The following is a 19,272-nucleotide window of genomic DNA, read 5'->3' on the forward strand; positions in this document are numbered from 1 at the left end:
TACTTCAGCACACCATCGCCGTCCGGGCCTAGACTGAATAAGCATCCATCGCCCCATCCCGTCATCGATATTTATCAATCGGCACGCTGCAGCCTCATGGAGAGTGTCATCGCTTTTTCAGATCAACCAGGCTAAGCCCGAGCCACGTCATCTCCTTTTCATATTTTTGGTACATTCGCCCGGTACGATGCTACGCTCGCTCAGGTGCCACCTTATGCGAATCAACACTTAGTCATAGAGCATTGCAATGGCCGTTATTAGATTTTCTCCTGCAGATCCATACGACGGGAATAACAGTATCGATTTGGGGCTGGGAATTATCAACTATGCTGGAAACAATGTTTCCTATCAGACGGTGTTCGACCAAAATACAGGAGATATGATTTTCTATAGAAATAACTCAAGGGCGAGCACTTTAGTTGGAGACATAGATCCTCCGGTAAGTTTTTACATCGATTTTTTCGACAATGTCGCTTCCGTGAGCTTCAATGGGGGAAGGAGTGGCGACATCCTTCGCGGTGGGTCGGACGGTGACATCCTGAATGGCGGCGACGGCAACGATGTGCTCGAGGGCGGCGCCGGCGGCGACACTTTCGATGGCGGCGCCGGGATCGACACGGTCAGCTACGAGCACTCGACTGTGGGGGTGCAGATTGGGCTTTTCGGTCAGACCGATGGGTACGGCGTGGGCGGCGATGCGAATGGCGATACTTGGATCGGCATCGAGAACGCCAGGGGCGGCTCTGGGGACGATAGGATTTCTGCAAATTCGGATATCGGCCGCAACGTGATCGAAGGTGGGCGCGGTGCGGACTATATCACCGCCGATCCCAGCGACGTCGTGATCTACGAGCATTCAGACGACGCCGTCTTCATCAACCTTCTGACGGGCATCAATAGCGGCGGCGATGCAGCCGGCGACACTCTTTCCGGTGTCCAGAACGTTCGGGGCAGCTCCCACGACGATACCCTCATCGGCAACGACGGCGCCAATACCTTGCGCGGCGGAGGCGGAATCGACACCCTCAAGGGTGGCCTCGGCAATGATCGGCTGGCGATCACGGAGACGCCGGCCGATATCGATGGCGGAGCGGACAAGGACTTCCTATTCGTCGAGGGCGGTGGGGCCGTCGCGCTGAGCGACGGCGCATTCGCCGCCATCGAAGCCGTCTACGTCCGTAACGACACGCATCTGGACATGTCCGCCGTCAGCACCGGCTCCACGATCGTGTCGCAGTCCACGGTCGGCCACGCCGTCGAGATCGTCGGCAGTACGGGATCCGACCGCATCAAGGCCGGCAAAGGCGGGGACGCGATCGAGGGTGGGGCAGGCGGCGACAAGCTGTTCGCCGGCTCGGGCGCCGACACCTTCCAGTTCCAGGCGGGCTTCGGTCGCGACAACCTCTACGGCTTCGACGCCGCGACCGATCACCTCCATATCGCCATCGAGGGCATCGACGCCCTCGACATCGTGCTCACGCCGTTCCATGGCGGCGGCCGGGACACCCTCGTGACGTTCACGGGGGTCGAGGGCACCAACAAGCTCATCCTGCACGACGTGACGGTGGCCGAGATTCAGGCCGAACTTCAGGCGGGTCCGAGCGACCTGTTCACGTTCGGCGCCTGACCCGCGGCTCGCGTCGCGGGAGCGTTGTGTTCGCCGTCAAACCCGCGTCGATCGCGCCTACTGGTACCCTTTGGGGAAGGGGTCCGGCTTGATCAGCTCCGGGCTCGTATAGACGATCTCGAACTGGCCGCTCGGCAGGGCCTTGGCGACGCGGGTCTTGGACCAGAGGTGGTGGTTGGGATCGACGCGCACGTAGCCTTCCGGCGCGGCCTTGAATTCCAGGCCCGGCGAGGCCGCGACGACCTTGTCCACATCGAAGGAGCCAGCCTTTTCGCAGGCCATCTTCCACAGGAAGGGGCCGAGATAGGCGGCCTGGGTCACGTCGCCGATGACGGTCTTCTCGCCCCACATCTTGTGGAAGGCCGCGACGAAAGCCTTGTTGTTGTCGTTCTCGATGGACTGGAAGTATTTCATGCAGGAATAGGCCCCGGCGATGTTGTCGCCGCCGATGCCTTCGACCTCGTCCTCCGTGACGGACAGGGTGAGCAGGGTCTGTTTCGACAGGTCGATGCCGGAGGCCTTGAGCTGCTTGTAGAACGCCACGTTCGAGCCGCCGACGACGGTGACGAAAATCACCTTCGGCTTGGTGAGCTTGATCTTGTTGATCACCGAGTTGAACTGGGTGTGGCCGAACGGGAAATACTCTTCGCCGACGACCTTGCCCTTGAGCACGCTCTCGATATGCTTGCGGGCGATCTTGTTCGAGGTGCGCGGCCAGATGTAATCCGAGCCGATGAAGAAGAACGTGTCGCCGCCCTTCTCCTTGTGGACCCAATCGAGGCTGGCGAGGATCTGCTGCGTCGCCTCCTGGCCGGTATAGATGACGTTCTTGGACTGCTCCAGACCCTCGTAGAAGGTCGGGTAGTACAGGAGCCCGTTATACTGCTCGATCACCGGCAGCGCCGCCTTGCGCGAGGCCGAGGTGAAGCAGCCGAAGATCGCCGCGCAATGGTCGTTGACGAGGAGCTTCTTCGCCTTCTCGGCGAAGGTCGGCCAGTCGGAGGCACCGTCCTCCTGGATCACCTTGATCTTGCGGCCGAGGATGCCGCCGGCGGCGTTGATCTCTTCGAAGGCGAGCTTCTCGGCCTGCGTGGCGCCGGTCTCGGAGATCGCCATCGTGCCGGTGACGGAGTGGAGGATGCCGACGGTCACCTCGCTGTCGGTGACGGCGAGGCCCGTGGTGTTCACGGCATCGGCTGCGAGAACGGGCGAGCTTCGCGTGGCGGCGATGAAGGGTGCGGCGGCGAGCCCGAGCAGCAACCGGCGACGGAGTTGACGATAAGCGGTGTCTTCGTCTTTCGACGCCATCGGTTCATTCCCCACTCGTCATTGTGGAGGACACGCCCGTGTCCATCCACGGTTGCTCTCCTCGAGCAGGATCACTCCAGCTCGACCGGGGCACACTGTCGGGAAGAAACTTCGTTTCTTAAAGGGCAAATTGGCTGCACGCTGCCTCATTGCTGGGCAGGTACGACGTCCGTCCTCACTTGCGGCGGCGCGCGGGGACGACACCGAACAGCGCCGCGAAGGCGACCGCGAAGACCCCATCCATCCCCGCCGACAGGGCGCCCCCGCTGGGCGCGAGGACCCGCACGGCCAGTCCGGCTCCGTTGGGCAGCGGGCTCGCTCCGCATAGGCACCCCGTCGCATCGGCGGCCTCTTGCAGCGCGGCGATGTCGGGATGGCCATCGCGCCCCCCGAGGATCGCCATCGACCCATAGGCCGCATACGTGCCGAGGGGGGAGGCGGGGCCTGCCAGGCTCGCGCCGTCGAGGGTGGAGCGCTCGTTGACGAGGATGCGTCCATCCTCGGCGTCGACCCGCAGCGACAGGGCGATCCGGGCGAACGGCCGGCCCATGCCGCTCGGATCGTGGCTGGCGAAGCCTTCGCTGACGATGACGCTCGCATCACGGCCGACGACGATGCGGGTGTCGAGATCCAGTGCCGCGCCGGGAAACAGGATCATCGGATCGGGATGCAGCGCCAGGCTCGCACCGCTGGCGACGGCGAGACGCGTGTCCTGGCGCGCGGCGTAGGCGCCGGTGTCATGGACGACGGTGGCCGATTGGGTGGTGACATGAGCCCGGCTTCCGGCCTTCGCCGTGATGTCGAGGCCCAGGCGGTCGGCGCGGTAGAGCCCGCCGGAGGCCGATTGGAGATACAGCGTCGCGATGTCGGGACATTCGGGATACATCCGGAACGGTCGCGTGATGTGGAACGGATAGGGCACGACCTGCCGCGACAGCACCGTGGTCCCGCCGCCGCGCACGAAGACGAGGCGGGCTTGGCGATGCCGGGAGCGGCCCGCTCCCTCCGGCGTCGCGCCCCGGATCTCCTCTCCCACGTCGCTCAAGGCGCGAACAGCACGGCGCGGCAGATCGCATCCGCCACGGCCTCGATCCCGTCGCCCGAGCGGGCATTGGTGGCGATCATCGCCTTGCCGCCGCGGACAGCGGTGGCCTCGCCGAGCATGGCGGGCAGGTCGATCCCCACATGGGGAGCGAGGTCCGTCTTGTTCACCACGAGAAGGTCGCAGCGCAGCACGCCGGGGCCGCGCTTCCTCGGGATGTCGTCGCCCCCCGCCACGTCGATGACGAAGATCCACCAATCCACCAGATCGAGGGAGAAGGTGGAGGCGAGGTTGTCGCCGCCGGATTCGAAGATGAGGAGATCGAGGCCGGGAAAGGCCGCCTCCAGGGCGTCGCCCGCCGCGATGTTGAGGGTCGGGTCCTCGCGGATCACCGTGTGCGGGCAGGCGCCGGCCTCCACCGCCGAGACCCGGGCCGGGTCGATCAGCCCGGACCGGCGCAGGCGCTCCGCGTCCTCCTTGGTGACGAGGTCGTTGGTGACGATGGCGAGATCGACGCCGCGCCCCGCCAGAACCGGGATCAGACGCTCGATCAGCGCCGTCTTCCCCGACCCGACGGGTCCGCCGATGCCGATCCGCGCGGCGCTGGCACGTTTAGGTGACGGGGTGAGAATCATCGCGGTGTCGGGCATCAGCGCAGCATGTAGCGTTGGGCGAGGGGAAGGACCTTGGCCGGTTCGCAGGTGGCGATGGCCCCGTCGACGAAGACGTCGAAGGTCTGGGGATCGACGCGGATATGGGGGCAGGCGTCGTTCCAGAGCATGTCGGCCTTGCTGAGCGTCCGGGTGCCATGGGCCGGCAGCAGCGCCTTGCGCAGGCCGAGCTCGTCGCGCAGGCCCCGCTCGATCGCCAGCGGATGGACGAAACAGGCCGAGAGCCCCTGCTTGGCTAGGCCGAACGCGCCCCATTGGGGGCGCAGCAGCATCGGTTCGCAGGTCATCAGCGAGGCGGCGGAATCGCCCATGGCGCCCCAGGCGATGAAGCCGCCCTTGATGACCAGTTCGGGCTTGATGCCGAAGAAGGCGGGGCGCCACAGCACGATATCGGCCATCTTGCCCTCTTCGAGGGAGCCGATGTGCTCGGCGATGCCGAAGGTGCGGGCCGCATTGATGGTGTATTTGGCGATGTAGCGCTTGATCCGGGCATTGTCGCCGAAGCCGGCCCGGTCCTCGGGCAGGCTGCCGCGCTGGTCCTTCATCTTGGAGGCGAGCTGCCAGGTCCGGCAGATCACCTCGTGGATGCGGCCCATGCCCTGGCTGTCGGAACCGAGCATCGAGATCGCGCCGATATCGTGCAGCACGTCCTCGGCGGCGATGGTCTGGGCGCGGATGCGGCTCTCGGCGAAGGCCACGTCCTCCGGCAGGGCCGGGTTGAGGTGGTGGCACACCATCGTCATGTCGAGGTGCTCGTCGAAGGTGTTCACCGTGTAGGGGTTGGTCGGGTTCGTCGAGGAGGGCAGGCAATGGGGCAGGCCGGCGACGCGGATGATGTCCGGCGCGTGCCCGCCCCCGGCGCCTTCCGTGTGATACATGTGGATCACACGGCCGCCGATGGCGGCGAGCGTGTCCTCGACGAAGCCGGATTCGTTGAGCGTGTCGGTGTGGAGCTGGACCTGGAAGTCGTGCTCGTCGGCGAATCCCAGGCAGGCATCGATGGCCGAGGGCATCGCCCCCCAATCCTCGTGGATCTTCAGGCCGAGCACGCCGGTCTCGAGCTGCTCCTTCAGGGCTGCCGGCTTGTGGGTGTTGCCACGGCCGAGGAACCCGAAATTCACCGGCCAATGCTCGGCCGCCTGGAGCATCTTGCCCGTGTTGAACGGGCCTCCGGAATCGATGCCCACGGTGATCGGCCCCAATGAGCCGCCCAGCAGCGTGGTGATGCCCGAGGCGATGGCGTGGTCGGGCAGGCCCGCGGAATCGAAGTGGACATGGACGTCGATGGCGCCCGGCGTCGCGATCAGCCCCTCGCAATCGCGCACCGTGGTGCCGGCGGACACGATGAGCCGTGGATCGACCCCGTCCATGATCGCCGGGTTGCCGGCCTTGCCGATGCCGACGATCTTGCCGTGGCGGATGCCGAGATCGCCCTTCACGATGCCGAGCACCGGATCGATGACGAGGACGTTGCAGAGCAGGAAATCGAGGGCGCCCTCGGCCGAGGTGACGCCGGGCGCCATGCCGATGCCGTCGCGCAGGGTCTTGCCGCCGCCATGCAGGCATTCGTCGCCGTAGACGGCGTAGTCCTTCTCCACGACGGCGACGAGGGAGGTGTCGGCGAGGCGCACGCCGTCCCCCGTGGTGGGGCCGTAGAGGGCGGCGTAGTCGCGGCGGGGGATCGTCACCATGATGGTCTCCTTGACACCAAGCGGCACCGGTCCCGACCGATGGCCGCAATCAGTGCGTTCGGCGGACGCCCGCCGCCGCGCGGTCGCGCGGGCGGACGACGATGAGGTCTCCTCATCGTCGTCCGGTATGACGCGCCCGGACTTCTATGCACCCTTGAAGCCGCCGGCTTTGGCACGGGCCAGGGCGGCGGCGCGGTCCGCCGGCGTGTCGATCGTCCCCTGGGTCAGGTCGTTCAGGCCGGTGAGCCGGCGCTCGCCGCCGAACCCCACAAGGGTCACGGTCTTGCGCTGGCCCGGCTCGAACCGCACCGCCGTGCCGGCCGGGATGTCGAGGCGCAGGCCCAGCGCCGCCTCGCGGTCGAAGTCGAGGGCGCGGTTGACCTCGAAGAAGTGGTAATGCGATCCGATCTGCACCGGCCGGTCGCCGGTATTGACCACCTCGATGGTGGTGCGCGGGCGTCCCGCGGACAGTTCAATCTCCCCCTCGGCGGGCAGGATCGCGCCGGGCTCCAGCGTATCGGCCGGCGCCCCCTCGGCGGGCCGGATCGGCTCGTGCACGGTGACGAGCTTGGTGCCGTCGGGGAACACGCCCTCGACCTGCAGGATCGGCAGCATGGCGGCGATGCCGGGCATGACGTCCCCGGTGGTGAGGATGGTCGAGCCCCATCCGATCAGGTCGGCGACGCTGCGCCCGTCGCGCGCGCCCTCCAGGATCTCGTCGGAGATGATGGCGACGGCCTCCGGGTAATTCAGCCTGAGGCCGCGCGCGCGGCGCTTTCGCGCCAGTTCCGCCGCCGTGAAGATGGTCAGCCGTTCGAGTTCGGTCGGTGTCAGCAGCATTGGTGATCCCTACGGCCTCGTCCGTTCCCGGAACCGTGTTTCACCGTCCGGCGACGGTTTCAATTCGCGAACAGGCGCAGATCGGCGCGGGCGTGACGCATGGTGGCGATCTCGATGAGCGGTGTGAAGGCGACGAGCATGATGTCCGCGCTGTCGGTGTCGTCCTCGCCCCACGTCTCGCTCCCCTCTTCGGCCTCTTGCTCGGCCTCTTGCTCGGCCTCTTGCTGGGCCTCTTGCCCGCCCCCTTGCACAGGCCGGGCCGCGATCTCCGCCAGCACCGGCATCAGGGCAGAGAGGATGCGCTGCGCCTCGATGGCGCCGACCCGCCCGAGCCTCACGGCGGCGGTGACGAGGGCGGCCGCACATTGGTAGCCGGCGATCTCGGTGACCGTGGTCTCGTCGAGGCCGAGGGATCTCCACAGGGCGCCCTGCATCACCGCCAGATGCCCGAGGAGCGGGCCGTCGCGCACCGCCATGCGCAAGCCTTCGGCCCCCGGCGTCCCGATGCGGGTATGGGCGGCGAGCAGTGCCCCGCCGTTGCGTCGGCTGCCCGTGCGCATCGGCTCGGGCAGGCAGGCCGCTTCAACGGCGGCGTCGATCCGGGCGAGGCGCGCCAGGTCCCCCGCCGACCGATGCGCCAGAACCAGGGCGACCCGGTCGCTGCCGGCCCAGCGATGGCGCAGGATGACCTCGACCGCATGGCCGAGCTCCGCCCCGCCGAGACCGTCCGGAAGCGCCGCAAGCCCCTCGATCCCGTTCGAGAAGGCGAAGCTCCCGCTGGGGAAGGCCGAATCCGCCTGTTGGAGGGCGATGAGCCGCTGCAGCATCAGGCGGCTTCCGTCCGCCCGTCGAGCCCATGCGCCACGCGGCCGGACGCCGTCAGATCGCCGAGGCGCGCGAGGTAATCCTCCGGCGGGCCTTCGAGGGCCACGAGCAGGTCGTCACCGTCGAAGCGCACGCGCCAATGCAGGTTGCCGGCATGGTAGCCGAGTTCGAGGGCGGCGGCCTTGTCCCCGGGCACCAGCCGAAGCCAGCGCTCCGCCCCGACCCGCACCACCAAGGCGCGGTCCGTCTCGAGGATCAGGACGGCGCCGTCGAACAGGGTTTCCTCGCGGGGCAGGGCGATGGCGATGTCCTCGCCGCCCTCCGTGGTCGCCCGCAATCGCCGCCGGGCCGTGTCGGCGCTGTCGATGGCCAGGATGTCGACGGCGTGGTGGTGATCGAGATGATGCAGGCGGTGTGCGATCTCGGGATCGAGCCTGCTGCCCACGATACGGTCGATGACGCGCATTCGGTCTCCACTCACCCGGCGAGGTCCAGGAGAGGAAACTAACCGGGTTCGCATCGGCACGCCAATGCTTCCCCACGCTCGGCCCTTCCGGCGCGAACGGGAGGCCGTTGTCGACCGATGCATCGGCTCGGGACAGCGCCCGGGGCGCTACGCCGTCGCCGTCCTGGCGGTCAGCGGAGGGCGATAGAAGGCCCCGATCTCGCGGATCAGGTCGCGCCGCTGCTCCTCCACCAGAGCGGAGAGAATGTCATCGCGACTCTGGTTGATGACCGACAGAAGGCGAATATTGGGATATCGGCCTTCGAAAACCACGAACACCTCCGATTCCCCATGGGGATCCAAAGGATCCAGGCAGTAATGGTTCGCCATGCCAGACCTCCGAATCATTACGACGGGCGAGAAATACTCATCGGCATCCTTCCGATCCACCGATCCCATGGGATAATGCCTTGCTGCATCACGCATCTTCGACGGCTTGTCAGACCGACATCAAAGGATGAAATCCGCCGTCTGGAGGGCAAAGGTGCCGCTCAGGAGAATGGCGAAATCGGCCTTCGCATCGCCGTTCACATCGCCGCTCACCAGGGTATTCCCGCCCGAGACGATGGAGCGAAGCTCGCCCGCCCTGCTGGTGAACGCATCGTCCTCGATGAAGCGGAAGGCCTGGTTCACCACGCCGCCGGCGACCGCATCGATGACATGAAGGTCGATCCGGTCTCCCTGGGACGTGCTGAAATCCTTGAGCGTGTCCCGTCCGCCAGCGGACACGGTGCTGTCGCCGAGGCGGTCGAAGACGAAGGTGTCGGCGCCTCCTCTGCCATAGAGCAGATCCGCCCCATCGCCGCCGGACAGGATGTTGAGTCCGTCGTTTCCGAGGATCTTGTTGGCGACGTCGTTGCCCGTCAGGTCGATGGCGACGGTGCCGGTATCCCGCACCGTCCGCAAGGTCTCGATGGATTCGCCCGCGGCGAGCACGTAATCGACGGCGGCCCTCACCGTGTCGGCACCGTCGCCCACCGCCTCGAATACCCTGTCGGTCGCCGCCGAGACGATGAACGTGTCGTTGCCGGCCCGACCGTACAGGCTGTCGGCCCCGGCGCCGCCGTCGAGGACATTGGCCCCGTCATTGCCCACCAGCTTGTTGACGAGTTCGTTGCCGGTGAGGTCGATGGCGGTTGTGGCGGTGTCGAGGATCGTCCGCAAGGTCTCGATGGATTGGCCGGCGGCGAGCACGTAATCGACCGCCGCCCTCACCGTGTCGGCGCCGTCGCCGACAGCCTCGAACACCTTGTCGGTCGCCGCAGAGACGATGAACGTGTCGTTGCCGGCCCGACCGTACAGGCTGTCGGCGCCGGCGCCGCCGTCGAGGAGGTTGGCCCCGTCATTGCCCACGAGCTTGTTGACGAGTTCGTTGCCGGTCAGGTCGATGGCGGTTGTGGCGGTGTCGAGGATCGTCCGCAAGGTCTCGATGGATTGGCCGGCGGCGAGCCCATAGCTCACGGCGGCCCTCACCGTGTCGGTGCCGTCTCCGGCGGACTCGAACACCTTGTCGGCCGCCGCCGAGACGATGAAGATGTCGTTGCCGTCCCGCCCATAGAGGGTATCGGCACCCGCCCCGCCATCGAGGAGGTTGGCCCCGTCATTGCCCACGAGCTTGTTGGCGGTTTCGTTGCCGGTCAGGTCGATGGCGACGGTGCCGGTGTCGAGGATCGTCCGCAGGGTCTCGATGGATTGGCCGGCGGCGAGCCGATAGCTCACGGCGGCGAGCACCGTATCGGCCCCGCCCCCCGCGACCTCGAAGACGAGATCGCCGCTGTCGTCGATGGAGTAGACATCGTCGCCGCCAAGCCCCTGCAAGCTGTCGGCCCCGGCCCGCCCGTCGAGGAGATCGACCCCGAGCGTCCCGACCAGGGTATCGGCGAAGCGCGATCCCGCCACCCGCTCGATTCCGACGAGGACATCCCCCGCCGCGTCGCCGCCGCTCACGGCTCCGGTGCTGAGGTTGACCGACACGCCGGCGGCGGAGGCACCGTAATCCAGGACGTCGAAGCCGGTGCCGCCGTCGAGCCTGTCCGCGCCCGCGCCGCCCAGCAGGGTATCGGCGCCGTCATAGCCGTAGAGCGAATCGTTCCCGGCGGCGCCGCTGAGGATGTTGGCGAATCCGTTGCCGTAGAGCTTGTCGTCGAAGGCCGAGCCGAGGATGTTCTCGAAATCCACCAGGGCGTCGCCCTCGGCGCTGCCGCCGATGCCGGCGACCTTGCCGGCGCTGATGTCCACGGTCACGCCCGCGCTCGAGTCGTTGTAATAGGCCCAGTCGACACCGTCGCCGGCCGTCATGTAATCGGCTCCGGCCCCGCCCGTCAGATAGTCGTTGCCGTCACCGCCCCCGAGGAAATCGGCCCCGCCGCCGCCGGACAGGGTGTCGCTCCCGGCCAGGCCGCTCAGCGTGTTGGCGGCGGCGTCACCGACGAGGTTGTCGTCGTAGCCCGAGCCTTCCAGGTTCTCGATGCTGACGAGGGTGTCGTCGTTCGCATCGCCGTAGAGCACCTTGCCGAGGGACAGGTCGATATAGACGCCGGCGCTCGACCCCGCGTAGCTCGCCGTATCGATCCCGTCGCCGCCGTCGATCCTGTCGGCGCCCGCGCCGCCCTCCAGCTTGTCCGCGCCGCCGTTTCCGCTGAGGCTGTCATTGCCGCCGCGGCCCACGAAATCGTCGGCCGCTGCCGCACCGACGAAGGTGTCGTCGAAGTTGCTGCCGGTATAGCGTTCGATCGAGGAGAAGAGATCCCCCGCGGCGTCGCCCGCATGGTTTCCGGTGATCAGGTTCACCGTGACGCCGGCGCTGCCGTCGAACCCCGCGATGTCGAACCCGTCGCCGCCGAACACGATATCCGCGCCGGCGCCCCCCACCAGGGTGTCGTTGCCGGCCTCGCCATAGAGGACGTCGTTCGCCCCCAGGCCCCGGAGCCGGTCGTCGCCGCCGCCGCCATAGAGGCTCGATGCCGTGGATGCGCCGCTCAGCGTATCGGCATAGGCCGATCCGTAGACGCCCTCGATCCCCGTGATCGTATCGCCGTTGGCGTAGCCGCCGAGCACCTTGCCGACCGACAGGTCGACCGTGACGGCCGCCGTCGAAGTGGCATAGCTGGCATAGTCGAACCCGGCCCCGCCATCGAGCACGTCCTTGTTGAGGCCGGATCGGAGCGTATCGCTGCCGTCCTCGCCGTAGAGGGCGTTGTCGCCCGGACCGCCGTCGAGGGTATCGCCCCCCAATCCACCGTAGAGCGTGTCGGTGCCGAACCCGCCATAGAGAACGTCGCTGCCGCCGGAACCGTAGATCCGGTCGTTCCCGCCATTCCCCGTCAGGGTGTTGTTGCTGGCATTGCCATAGATCGTGTCGTTGCCCGACCCGCCGACCGCCGCTTCGATCACCGTGTTCCGGGCGATGGCGACGTTGTCGGTCATGCTGCCGATGTCGGAGAAGGTGCCCGCGCCGAGGTCGATCAACTGGTTCGTCGTGAAGCCCGACACGTCCAGGGTGTCGTATCCCCCGGCATCGTAGATCGCCATGACGGGGTCGGTGTTCAGGGTGAAATCGAAGGCGCCGCGGCCCGCATTGGAGTTGAACCCATAGGTCGTGTTGCCCACCCGGGTGTTGGGATCGGCCCCGTACTTGGCCTGGATCGCCGCGATGTCGTCGAGGAGCGGCGTCGCGCCGTAGGTCACGTTCAGAGTGCGGCCGACATGATCGACGCCGGACCCATCTTCATCCGCATCGAAATAGGACATGACGGTGTATTTCCGCGTGTCCTGAGCGTATTCGGCATTGCCGTTATAAGTGATCGGACCGCCGGCCCCGGCATCGTACTTGCCGGGATGCGAGAGGCCGAGGGTGTGTCCGACCTCGTGGACGTAGGTCTGGACCCCGTAGCCGCCATAGAACATGTCGGCATCGGCATCGTGGGTCGTCCAGCTCGAATTCAACCAGATCCGCTGCTGGGTGATCGTGTCGACGCCGTTGTTCCCCTGAGTCAGGGTGGGGGCGGCATAGCTGCCGCCTTTGTCGGTGACCGAGCTGTAGGCGAAGCTGATGTCGTTGTCGGTCGCGGACGTGGTCTCGACGAGGTCGATGGCGATCAGATCGTCCCAGAGCTCGAAGGCTTCGCGGGCCCGGTCGACCATCAGCGTGGTCATCGCCCGGAATCCGGTGGATTCCGTGGTGACGCTGTCCGGCGGCGAGGTCGAGGGAATCGCGTAGGTGAGCTGCGTCCCCGCCCAGGTCCGGGCGTCGTCCTCGGGCGGTTGGCCGGGGCGGACGGGCCACGAGGTGGTCAGCTGGTCGATGACCCTGGCGAGATCGCCGGAGGGCGGGGCCGAGACCACGGTCGCCGCGAACGACGCGCTCCCCGCCGATGATCCGGACATCCAATGCCGGGACACGTAGCCCGGCTCATCGCTGCACAGGATGCACATCGCCCGATTTCCCCCGTGAGTCTCCTAGCCCGCGAACCGATCCGACGGTTGGCGGGGGGAAGACCTTTGCGTGGACGCGCCTTGAGGCAAGGCCCTCGAATCGGCTCGCCCGATCGACTCAAGCGCTACCATGCAACAGTAATGGACGCTACCAAAATGGATCCAAAGTAGTCATCGCGACAGTATCCGCGTGTTATATTCAGCTAATGGTATCCTTCGATGGTACCAAAAACAGGACATGCTGCCGTGACTTCCGCAACGGCTGGGCCGTCGTCAAACAGCGCCGCCACGACATCCTCACGGACATCGCAACCGTGACGATGCGGTGAGATATCGGCGTCGCATCGTCTTGTCCGGGATCAGGCCCTATGCCCGCAGGCGCAGGCGGTAGGCGTAGGCGTCGCCGCGAAAGAGCCCTTCGACATACTCGATCATCCGGCCATCGGCGCCGTAGGAGCGGCGCTTGATCAGCAGGCAGGGCAGCGGTTCGGAAAAGCCGAAGATCGCGCATTCCTGCGGCTCGGGAGAGGCCGCCTCGATGGTCTGCTCGCAATCGACGAGAGGCGCTCCGCATTCCACGAGGCGGGCATAGATGGAGCCCGACAGGTCCGCCTCGGCGAGGCCGGGCGCGAGGCCGACATCGTACCAGGCCTTCTCCACCGACAGGGGGATGCCGTCGCCGAGACGGACGCGCACGAGCCGGAGGAACCGGGCCGTGGAGGAGAGGCCGAAGATCGAGGCGATGGACCGGTCCTCGCCCACCGCCCGCTCGAGGATGCGGGTGGAAGGGACGCGCCCCAGTTCCTGCATCTCCTCGGTGAAGCCCTTGAGGCGCTCCATGCCGGGCTTGATGCGGCGGAAGCCGTCCTCGACGATGTAGCCGTTGCGGCCATGTGCGCTCACCAGCCGCTGCTGGCGCAGGGCATCGTAGCATTGCTGGACGGTCTTCCTGCTGATGCCGAGGTCGAGGGCCAGCTTTCGCTCGGCGGGCAGGGTGGCCCCGGCGGCAAGAAGACCATCCGTGATCATGGCCCGGAACTGGTGCTCCAGTTGCCGATACATCGGGAGAGCCGTGTCGTTCTGGATGCGGAGGCTCGCGAAAACGTTTGGTGTTTTGGTCAATGCGGCGGCATCGTAAGAAGGGCGTCCGGGCGGCGCGTCACACTCCCTCCCTTACATGACCTCGCGGCGGACTGGCCACATGGGAAGCGCCTTCGTGCTCGGCAGTTTCGTCGCGGCGGGCACGTTCCGGGTCGACCGGCTTCCCCGTCCCGGCGAATCGCTGCTGGCCTCCGCCGTGGCCTGGGAACCGGGCGGCAAGGGGTTCAACGTCGCCGCCGGCCTCCGCCGCCTCGGCGTGACGGTGGACGGCCTGATCCCGGTGGGGAATGACCATCTCGCGGCGCTGGCCGAGCCCGCGCTTTTGCGGATGGGCCTGCCGGCCTCGATGATACGGGTCCATCCCGGCTCCACCGGCATCGGCGTCGGCTTCGTCGGGGCCGATGGCGAGAACTGCCTCGCGGTCCATCCCGGAGCCAACCTGCTCCTGTCGCGGGAGACCGTGCGCGCGGCGGCGACGCGCATCGCCTCGGCCGCGATGGTGCTCGCGCAGTTCGAGATCGGCGACGGCCCCATCGCCGAAGCCTTCGCGATCGCCCGCGGCGCCGGCGTTCCGACCCTTCTCAACCCCTCGCCGTTCCGGATGCCGGCGCCCGAGACCCTGGCCGGAATTCTGGCCTCCACCACGATCCTCGTGGTGAACGAGACCGAGGCGGAGGCCCTTCTCGGATTCCTGTGCCCCGGACAGGCCGGCACCGGTCCTCTGCGCGCGGCGGCGGAGGGGCTCGGGAGGGCGCTTCACGAACGCGGCGTCGAGGCGCTGGCGATCACCTTCGGCGCGTCCGGGGCGCGGATCGTCCTCGGCGGTTCGACGATCCTCGATCAGCCGGCCTACCCGGTGGCCGCCATCGACACGATGGGTGCCGGCGACGCCTTCACGGCGGGCCTCGCGGCCGGGCTCGTGGCGGGCACTCCCTGGGATGCGAGCTGCCGGATGGCGGCGGCCTGCGGCGCCTTCATGGTGACCCGCGCCGGCGTCCTCGACGGCCTACCCGATCCGGGGGAGGTCAGGGCCTTCCTCAGCGCCCAGGCGCCCGGGACGGCGGCTCCATGAGCCGCGCAGCGCACAAGACCATGAGCCGCGCAGCGCACAAGACCGCGAGCCGCGCCGCCTTCGCGCGCGCAAGACGAGGAGCACACCCCCATGGCTGTGACGATCCGTGCCCTGGATCCTTCCTATGCGACGCTGGGGATCGCCCTGCACTTCCTCGCCCGCCGCGCGCCCTTCTCCGGTTTCCGGTTCGGCGACCTGACCCAGACCGTGGACGACCAGATCCGGCGCGGCCACGCGCTCTTCGCCTTCGACGACAGGCGGGTCGTCGGCTATCTCGGATGGCATCTCTACAGCCACGCGGAGGCCCGCGATTTCGCCCGGACGGGCAAGCCGCCGCCCCTCGACCGGCCCGACGGCGCCGACGTGGCCTGGGTGATGACGGCGGCCGCGGCCGTGCCCCAGACGCTGATGGCCCTGGTGGAGGCCGGCAAGGCCCGCAATATCGGCCGCCGGGCGATGGGCGTGCGCTACAGGAAGACCGGCAAGCGCGTGATCTTCGATCAGTTGATCGCGCCGCGCCGCGCGACGACGGGCGCCGGATAGGACGAGGGATGCCGCCGGCGTCAGCGATTGGCACCTCTTTCCGCGGCGGATTCTCCTGGTCTCTATCCCCGTTCGGACTCTGATCCTCGGAACCGTCCTGGCAGGCTGCGTCCGGCTGGCTGACGGGGGACGACCGGCGTCCGCCGCGCGGGCCGTTACGCGGCGGACTGGTCTACGAGGCGCAAGCCGCGACGCAGGCTCTGCGGTCCCTGGCCGAACGTGCGCAGGAAGGCGCGCCGCATCCGGTTGCGATCGGCGAAGCCGGTGTCGCGGGCGACGACATCCATCGAATGGCGGCCGTCCTCGAGCATGAGCTGGGCGGCTTCCAGCCGAAGGCGCTCGACCGCCTTCGCCGGGGATTGTCCGGTCTCCTCCCGGAAGATCCGGCTGAACTGGCGCGGGCTCACGCTCGCGGCGTCGGCCAGCTCCTCGACGGTGAGAGGATTGCGCAAGTGCTCCCTGGCATAGACCAGGGCGCGACGGACACGGTCCGACCGGGGCTCCAGTTCGAGGAGCGCGGAGAACTGGGACTGGCCGCCCGGCCGGCGGTGATAGACCACGAGCTTCCGCGCGATCATCCGCGACAGGTCCACCCCGTGATCGTCCTCGATCAGGGCCAGAGTCAGATCGATGGCCGCGCTCATCCCCGCCGACGTCCAGATATGTCCGTCGCCCACGAAGATGCGATCGTCGTCGACGCGGATCAGGGGAAACCTCTCCTGCAGGTCGCGGGCATGGGCCCAATGGGTGGTGGCGGTGCGGCCATCGAGCAGACCGGCCTCGGCCAGGGCGAACGCCCCCGTGCACAGGCCCGCCACCCGGCGGGAGGTCCGGCCGGCCTCGGCGATGTACCCGCGCAAGGCGGGCGTGAGCGGACGGGGCACCAATTCCCCCACGACCATCAGGGTGTCCGGCGCGAGGGTGAGCGGGACGGTCTCGATCCGGATCCCCAACGAGGAGCGGATCGTCGCCCCGTGCTCGGACATCACCGTGAGACGGTAGGCCTCCGATCCGAGCTCCACATTGGCGAATTCGAAGGCCGACAACGCGGCCAATCCCATGACCTGGAACCCGTCCTCCAGGATGAAACCGACATGGCGCATGGTCATTCTCCTGGCGGCGTCCTGAATTGACGTTTTTACGTCATTTCGGACATCGCCGTCCAGGGCTAGGTTCGTGACATCGGCACTGGCTGCCCACGCATCTCGAAAGAACGAAGACCATGACCACAGCAAAGGGAACCGTGCTCATCACAGGGGCCTCCTCGGGCATCGGCGCCGTCTACGCCGACCGCTTCGCCGCGCGGGGCCACGATCTCATCCTGGTGGCCCGCAACAAGGACAGGCTCGATGCGGTCGCCGACGCGCTCGCCCGCCGCCATGGCGTCACGGTTCGCGCGGTCGAGGCCGATCTGACGGACCGGACGGGCCTCGCCGAGGTCGAAGACATCCTGAAGACCGACGCGCGCATCACGCATCTCGTCAACAATGCCGGGTTCGGCAGCGCCGCGCCGCTGGCCTCCGCCTCGGTTGACGAGATGGAACGGATGATCGCCATCAACGTCACCGCGCCGACGCGGCTGACCTACGCCGCCGTGCCGTCATTCATGGCGCGCGGCACGGGCACGATCATCAACATCGCCTCCATCGTCGCCATCGGGCCGGAAGTGCTCAACGGCGTCTATGGCGGCTCGAAATCCTTCGTGCTGGCGTTCAGCCACTCGCTCGCCAAGGAACTCGCCGGCACCGGCGTGTCGGTGCAGGTGGTCCTGCCCGGCGCCACCGGCACGGAGTTCTGGGACATCGCCGGCCTGCCCGCGAGCAACCTGCCGGAGGGATGGGTCATGTCCGCCGCCGACCTTGTCGATGCGGCCCTGGTCGGCCTCGACCGGGGCGAGTTCGCCACCATCCCATCCCTGATGGATCTCGGCGAATGGGAGGCCTGGGAGACGGCACGCCAGACCATGCTGCCGCATCTGTCGAGCGCCGTGGCGGCCGAGCGGTATCGGGCCGCGTAGGCACGGGAAGGGCCAGTAGTCCGAACGCTTCGATTCTGCGCTAAGCTCGCTACATCCTTCCATGACTTCGGGTGCAGGGAGAAAGCCATGCTGACGATCGGCGTTCTGGCGATTCCCGATCTCAAGCTGATGTCGCTCTCGGCCATGGCCGTGTTCCAGGTCGCGAACAACGCGGCAGGCGAGCCCGTCTACGACCTGCGCCTGATCTCCGAATCCGGCGGTCTCGTTCAGACGAATGCGGGCTTCTCCGTCATGACCGAGCCGCCCGGCGAGGCTGCGTTCGATACCCTGATCGTGAGCGCCTTCACCGGCGCGAGCGCGGGCTCGCCCGCGCTCCTCGCATTCGTGCGCCGGGCGGCGGGACAGGCCCGGCGGGTCGCCTCCTTCTGCAGGGGGAGCTTCGTCCTGGCGGAAGCGGGCCTTCTCGCGGGCCGTCAGGTGACCGCCCATTGGCGCGACAATGCGGAGCTCGGATCCCGCTTTCCCGACCTGCGCGTGGAGACCGACCAGCTCTACGTCAGGGACGGATCGGTCTGGACCTCGGCCGGCATGACCGCCTCGATCGACATGGCCCTGGCGCTCGTGGAGGACGATCTCGGACCGACGGTGGCCCGGGATGTCGCCCGCCGGATGCTGCTGGAACGCCGCCGGTTCGGCGGACAGCAGCAGGCCTCGACCCTGCTCGACCTGCAGCCGAAATCCGACCGCATCCAGCGGGCCTTCGAGTTCGTGCGCGCCAATCTGCGCGAGACGTTGAGCGTGGCGCGCCTCGCCGATGTCGCCCGCCTATCCCCCAGACAGTTCAGCCGGGCGGTCCAGGCGGAGTTCGGCCTGTCACCCGCCAAGGTGATCGAACGTCTTCGCGCCGACGCCGCTCGCGTCCTGCTGCTGCGGAGCCGGCACTCCCTGGACATCGTCGCAGCCGAATCCGGCTTCACCGACAGGGAACGGATGCGCCGCGCCTTCGTGCGGATCTACGGCCGGACCCCGCAGGAGATCCGGCAAGGCGCCCTGCGTGACAGGCACGCCGCCTGAACGGAGGCATGTCCGAAAACGCTGCGTTTATGGCATTTGCGATAGCCGACATCGTCTTTATTCACAATACTGCGCTTTGCGAACGGTATCGAGGAGACGGTCATGGTCGATCTGACGGTCAATAGCCGCCAATATGCTGTCGATGCCGAACCGGATACTCCGCTCCTGTTCGTTCTGCGCGATACGCTGGGCCTGAGCGGCACCAAGTATGGCTGTGGCATCGGTCAATGCGGCGCCTGTACCATCCTGCTCGACGGGCAGGCGACGCGGTCCTGCCAGATCCCGCTGGAGAGCGTCGGCACGCAGGCCGTCACCACCATCGAGGCGATCGAGCGGGATTCGGTGGGAGCCAGGGTCGTGGCCACCTGGATCGGCATCGAGGTCCCGCAATGCGGCTATTGTCAGTCGGGCCAGGTCATGGCCGCCACCGGCCTCCTCAAGAACACCCCGAAGCCGACCGAAGACGACATCGCCGCGGCGATGACCAATCTCTGCCGCTGCGGCACCTACAACGCGATTGCCGCCGCCGTGCGGCAGGCCGCGGCCTGAGGGGAACGGCAC

At 67.4% G+C, this 19,272-nt stretch carries 17 protein-coding genes; 6 read left to right on the forward strand and 11 right to left on the reverse strand.

The window, feature by feature from the left end:
* Positions 1–247 precede the first annotated feature (247 nt).
* Complete coding sequence (locus tag K368_RS27595; protein WP_155935179.1) at positions 248–1,627, forward strand: calcium-binding protein; 1,380 nt, start codon at positions 248–250, stop codon at positions 1,625–1,627.
* Positions 1,628–1,684: 57 nt separating this feature from the next.
* Here K368_RS27595 and urtA read toward each other — a convergent pair whose 3' ends face one another.
* The 10 genes from urtA to K368_RS0115945 form a co-directional block, all read right to left on the reverse strand.
* Positions 1,685–2,935, reverse strand: coding sequence for an urea ABC transporter substrate-binding protein (urtA, locus tag K368_RS0115895; RefSeq protein WP_027173188.1), 1,251 nt, complete (start codon positions 2,933–2,935; stop codon positions 1,685–1,687).
* Between the two features lie 175 nt (positions 2,936–3,110).
* Positions 3,111–3,971, reverse strand: a complete 861-nt coding sequence (locus tag K368_RS0115900; protein ID WP_027173189.1) for an urease accessory protein UreD — start codon at positions 3,969–3,971, stop codon at positions 3,111–3,113.
* Between the two features lie 5 nt (positions 3,972–3,976).
* A complete protein-coding gene (gene ureG / locus K368_RS0115905; RefSeq protein ID WP_027173190.1) occupies positions 3,977–4,612 on the reverse strand; it encodes an urease accessory protein UreG in 636 nt (211 codons plus the stop codon).
* Between the two features lie 14 nt (positions 4,613–4,626).
* On the reverse strand, positions 4,627–6,339 hold the full coding sequence (ureC, locus tag K368_RS0115910; protein ID WP_027173191.1) for an urease subunit alpha: 1,713 nt from the start codon (positions 6,337–6,339) through the stop codon (positions 4,627–4,629).
* 144 nt (positions 6,340–6,483) lie between these two features.
* On the reverse strand, positions 6,484–7,179 hold the full coding sequence (locus tag K368_RS0115915) for an urease subunit beta (protein WP_027173192.1): 696 nt from the start codon (positions 7,177–7,179) through the stop codon (positions 6,484–6,486).
* 59 nt (positions 7,180–7,238) lie between these two features.
* Positions 7,239–8,006 carry an urease accessory UreF family protein gene (locus K368_RS0115920; RefSeq protein ID WP_027173193.1) on the reverse strand — a complete coding sequence of 256 codons (768 nt, stop codon included), beginning with the start codon at positions 8,004–8,006 and terminating at the stop codon, positions 7,239–7,241.
* Positions 8,006–8,470: an urease accessory protein UreE gene (ureE, locus tag K368_RS0115925; protein WP_027173194.1), complete on the reverse strand. Its 465-nt coding sequence runs from the start codon at positions 8,468–8,470 to the stop codon at positions 8,006–8,008. Before ureE ends, K368_RS0115920 begins: the two co-directional genes overlap by 1 nt.
* Before the next feature lie 147 nt (positions 8,471–8,617).
* The gene (locus tag K368_RS0115930; RefSeq protein ID WP_027173195.1) at positions 8,618–8,839 is read right to left on the reverse strand and encodes a hypothetical protein; all 222 of its coding nucleotides are present in this window, start codon (positions 8,837–8,839) and stop codon (positions 8,618–8,620) included.
* 120 nt (positions 8,840–8,959) lie between these two features.
* A complete protein-coding gene (locus tag K368_RS27600) occupies positions 8,960–12,943 on the reverse strand; it encodes a M10 family metallopeptidase C-terminal domain-containing protein (RefSeq protein WP_027173196.1) in 3,984 nt (1,327 codons plus the stop codon).
* 366 nt (positions 12,944–13,309) lie between these two features.
* Positions 13,310–14,005: a GntR family transcriptional regulator gene (locus tag K368_RS0115945; protein WP_027173197.1), complete on the reverse strand. Its 696-nt coding sequence runs from the start codon at positions 14,003–14,005 to the stop codon at positions 13,310–13,312.
* A gap of 139 nt (positions 14,006–14,144) precedes the next feature.
* Between K368_RS0115945 and K368_RS0115950 the strand changes: the two genes are divergently transcribed.
* A complete protein-coding gene (locus tag K368_RS0115950) occupies positions 14,145–15,116 on the forward strand; it encodes a PfkB family carbohydrate kinase (protein WP_027173198.1) in 972 nt (323 codons plus the stop codon).
* Positions 15,117–15,206: 90 nt separating this feature from the next.
* Positions 15,207–15,659, forward strand: a complete 453-nt coding sequence (locus tag K368_RS0115955; RefSeq protein ID WP_027173199.1) for a hypothetical protein — start codon at positions 15,207–15,209, stop codon at positions 15,657–15,659.
* A gap of 155 nt (positions 15,660–15,814) precedes the next feature.
* Here K368_RS0115955 and K368_RS0115960 read toward each other — a convergent pair whose 3' ends face one another.
* A complete protein-coding gene (locus K368_RS0115960; protein WP_027173200.1) occupies positions 15,815–16,762 on the reverse strand; it encodes a GlxA family transcriptional regulator in 948 nt (315 codons plus the stop codon).
* Between the two features lie 119 nt (positions 16,763–16,881).
* Here K368_RS0115960 and K368_RS0115965 point away from each other — a divergent pair, with 119 nt between their 5' ends.
* The 3 genes from K368_RS0115965 (at position 16,882) to K368_RS0115975 (ending at position 19,260) form a co-directional block, all read left to right on the forward strand.
* Complete coding sequence (locus K368_RS0115965) at positions 16,882–17,676, forward strand: SDR family oxidoreductase (RefSeq protein ID WP_027173201.1); 795 nt, start codon at positions 16,882–16,884, stop codon at positions 17,674–17,676.
* A gap of 87 nt (positions 17,677–17,763) precedes the next feature.
* Positions 17,764–18,711: a helix-turn-helix domain-containing protein gene (locus K368_RS0115970; RefSeq protein WP_027173202.1), complete on the forward strand. Its 948-nt coding sequence runs from the start codon at positions 17,764–17,766 to the stop codon at positions 18,709–18,711.
* A gap of 102 nt (positions 18,712–18,813) precedes the next feature.
* On the forward strand, positions 18,814–19,260 hold the full coding sequence (locus K368_RS0115975; protein WP_027173203.1) for a (2Fe-2S)-binding protein: 447 nt from the start codon (positions 18,814–18,816) through the stop codon (positions 19,258–19,260).
* Positions 19,261–19,272: the final 12 nt, after the last annotated feature.

This window comes from Methylobacterium sp. 10 (genome assembly GCF_000519085.1).
Lineage (GTDB): Bacteria > Pseudomonadota > Alphaproteobacteria > Rhizobiales > Beijerinckiaceae > Methylobacterium.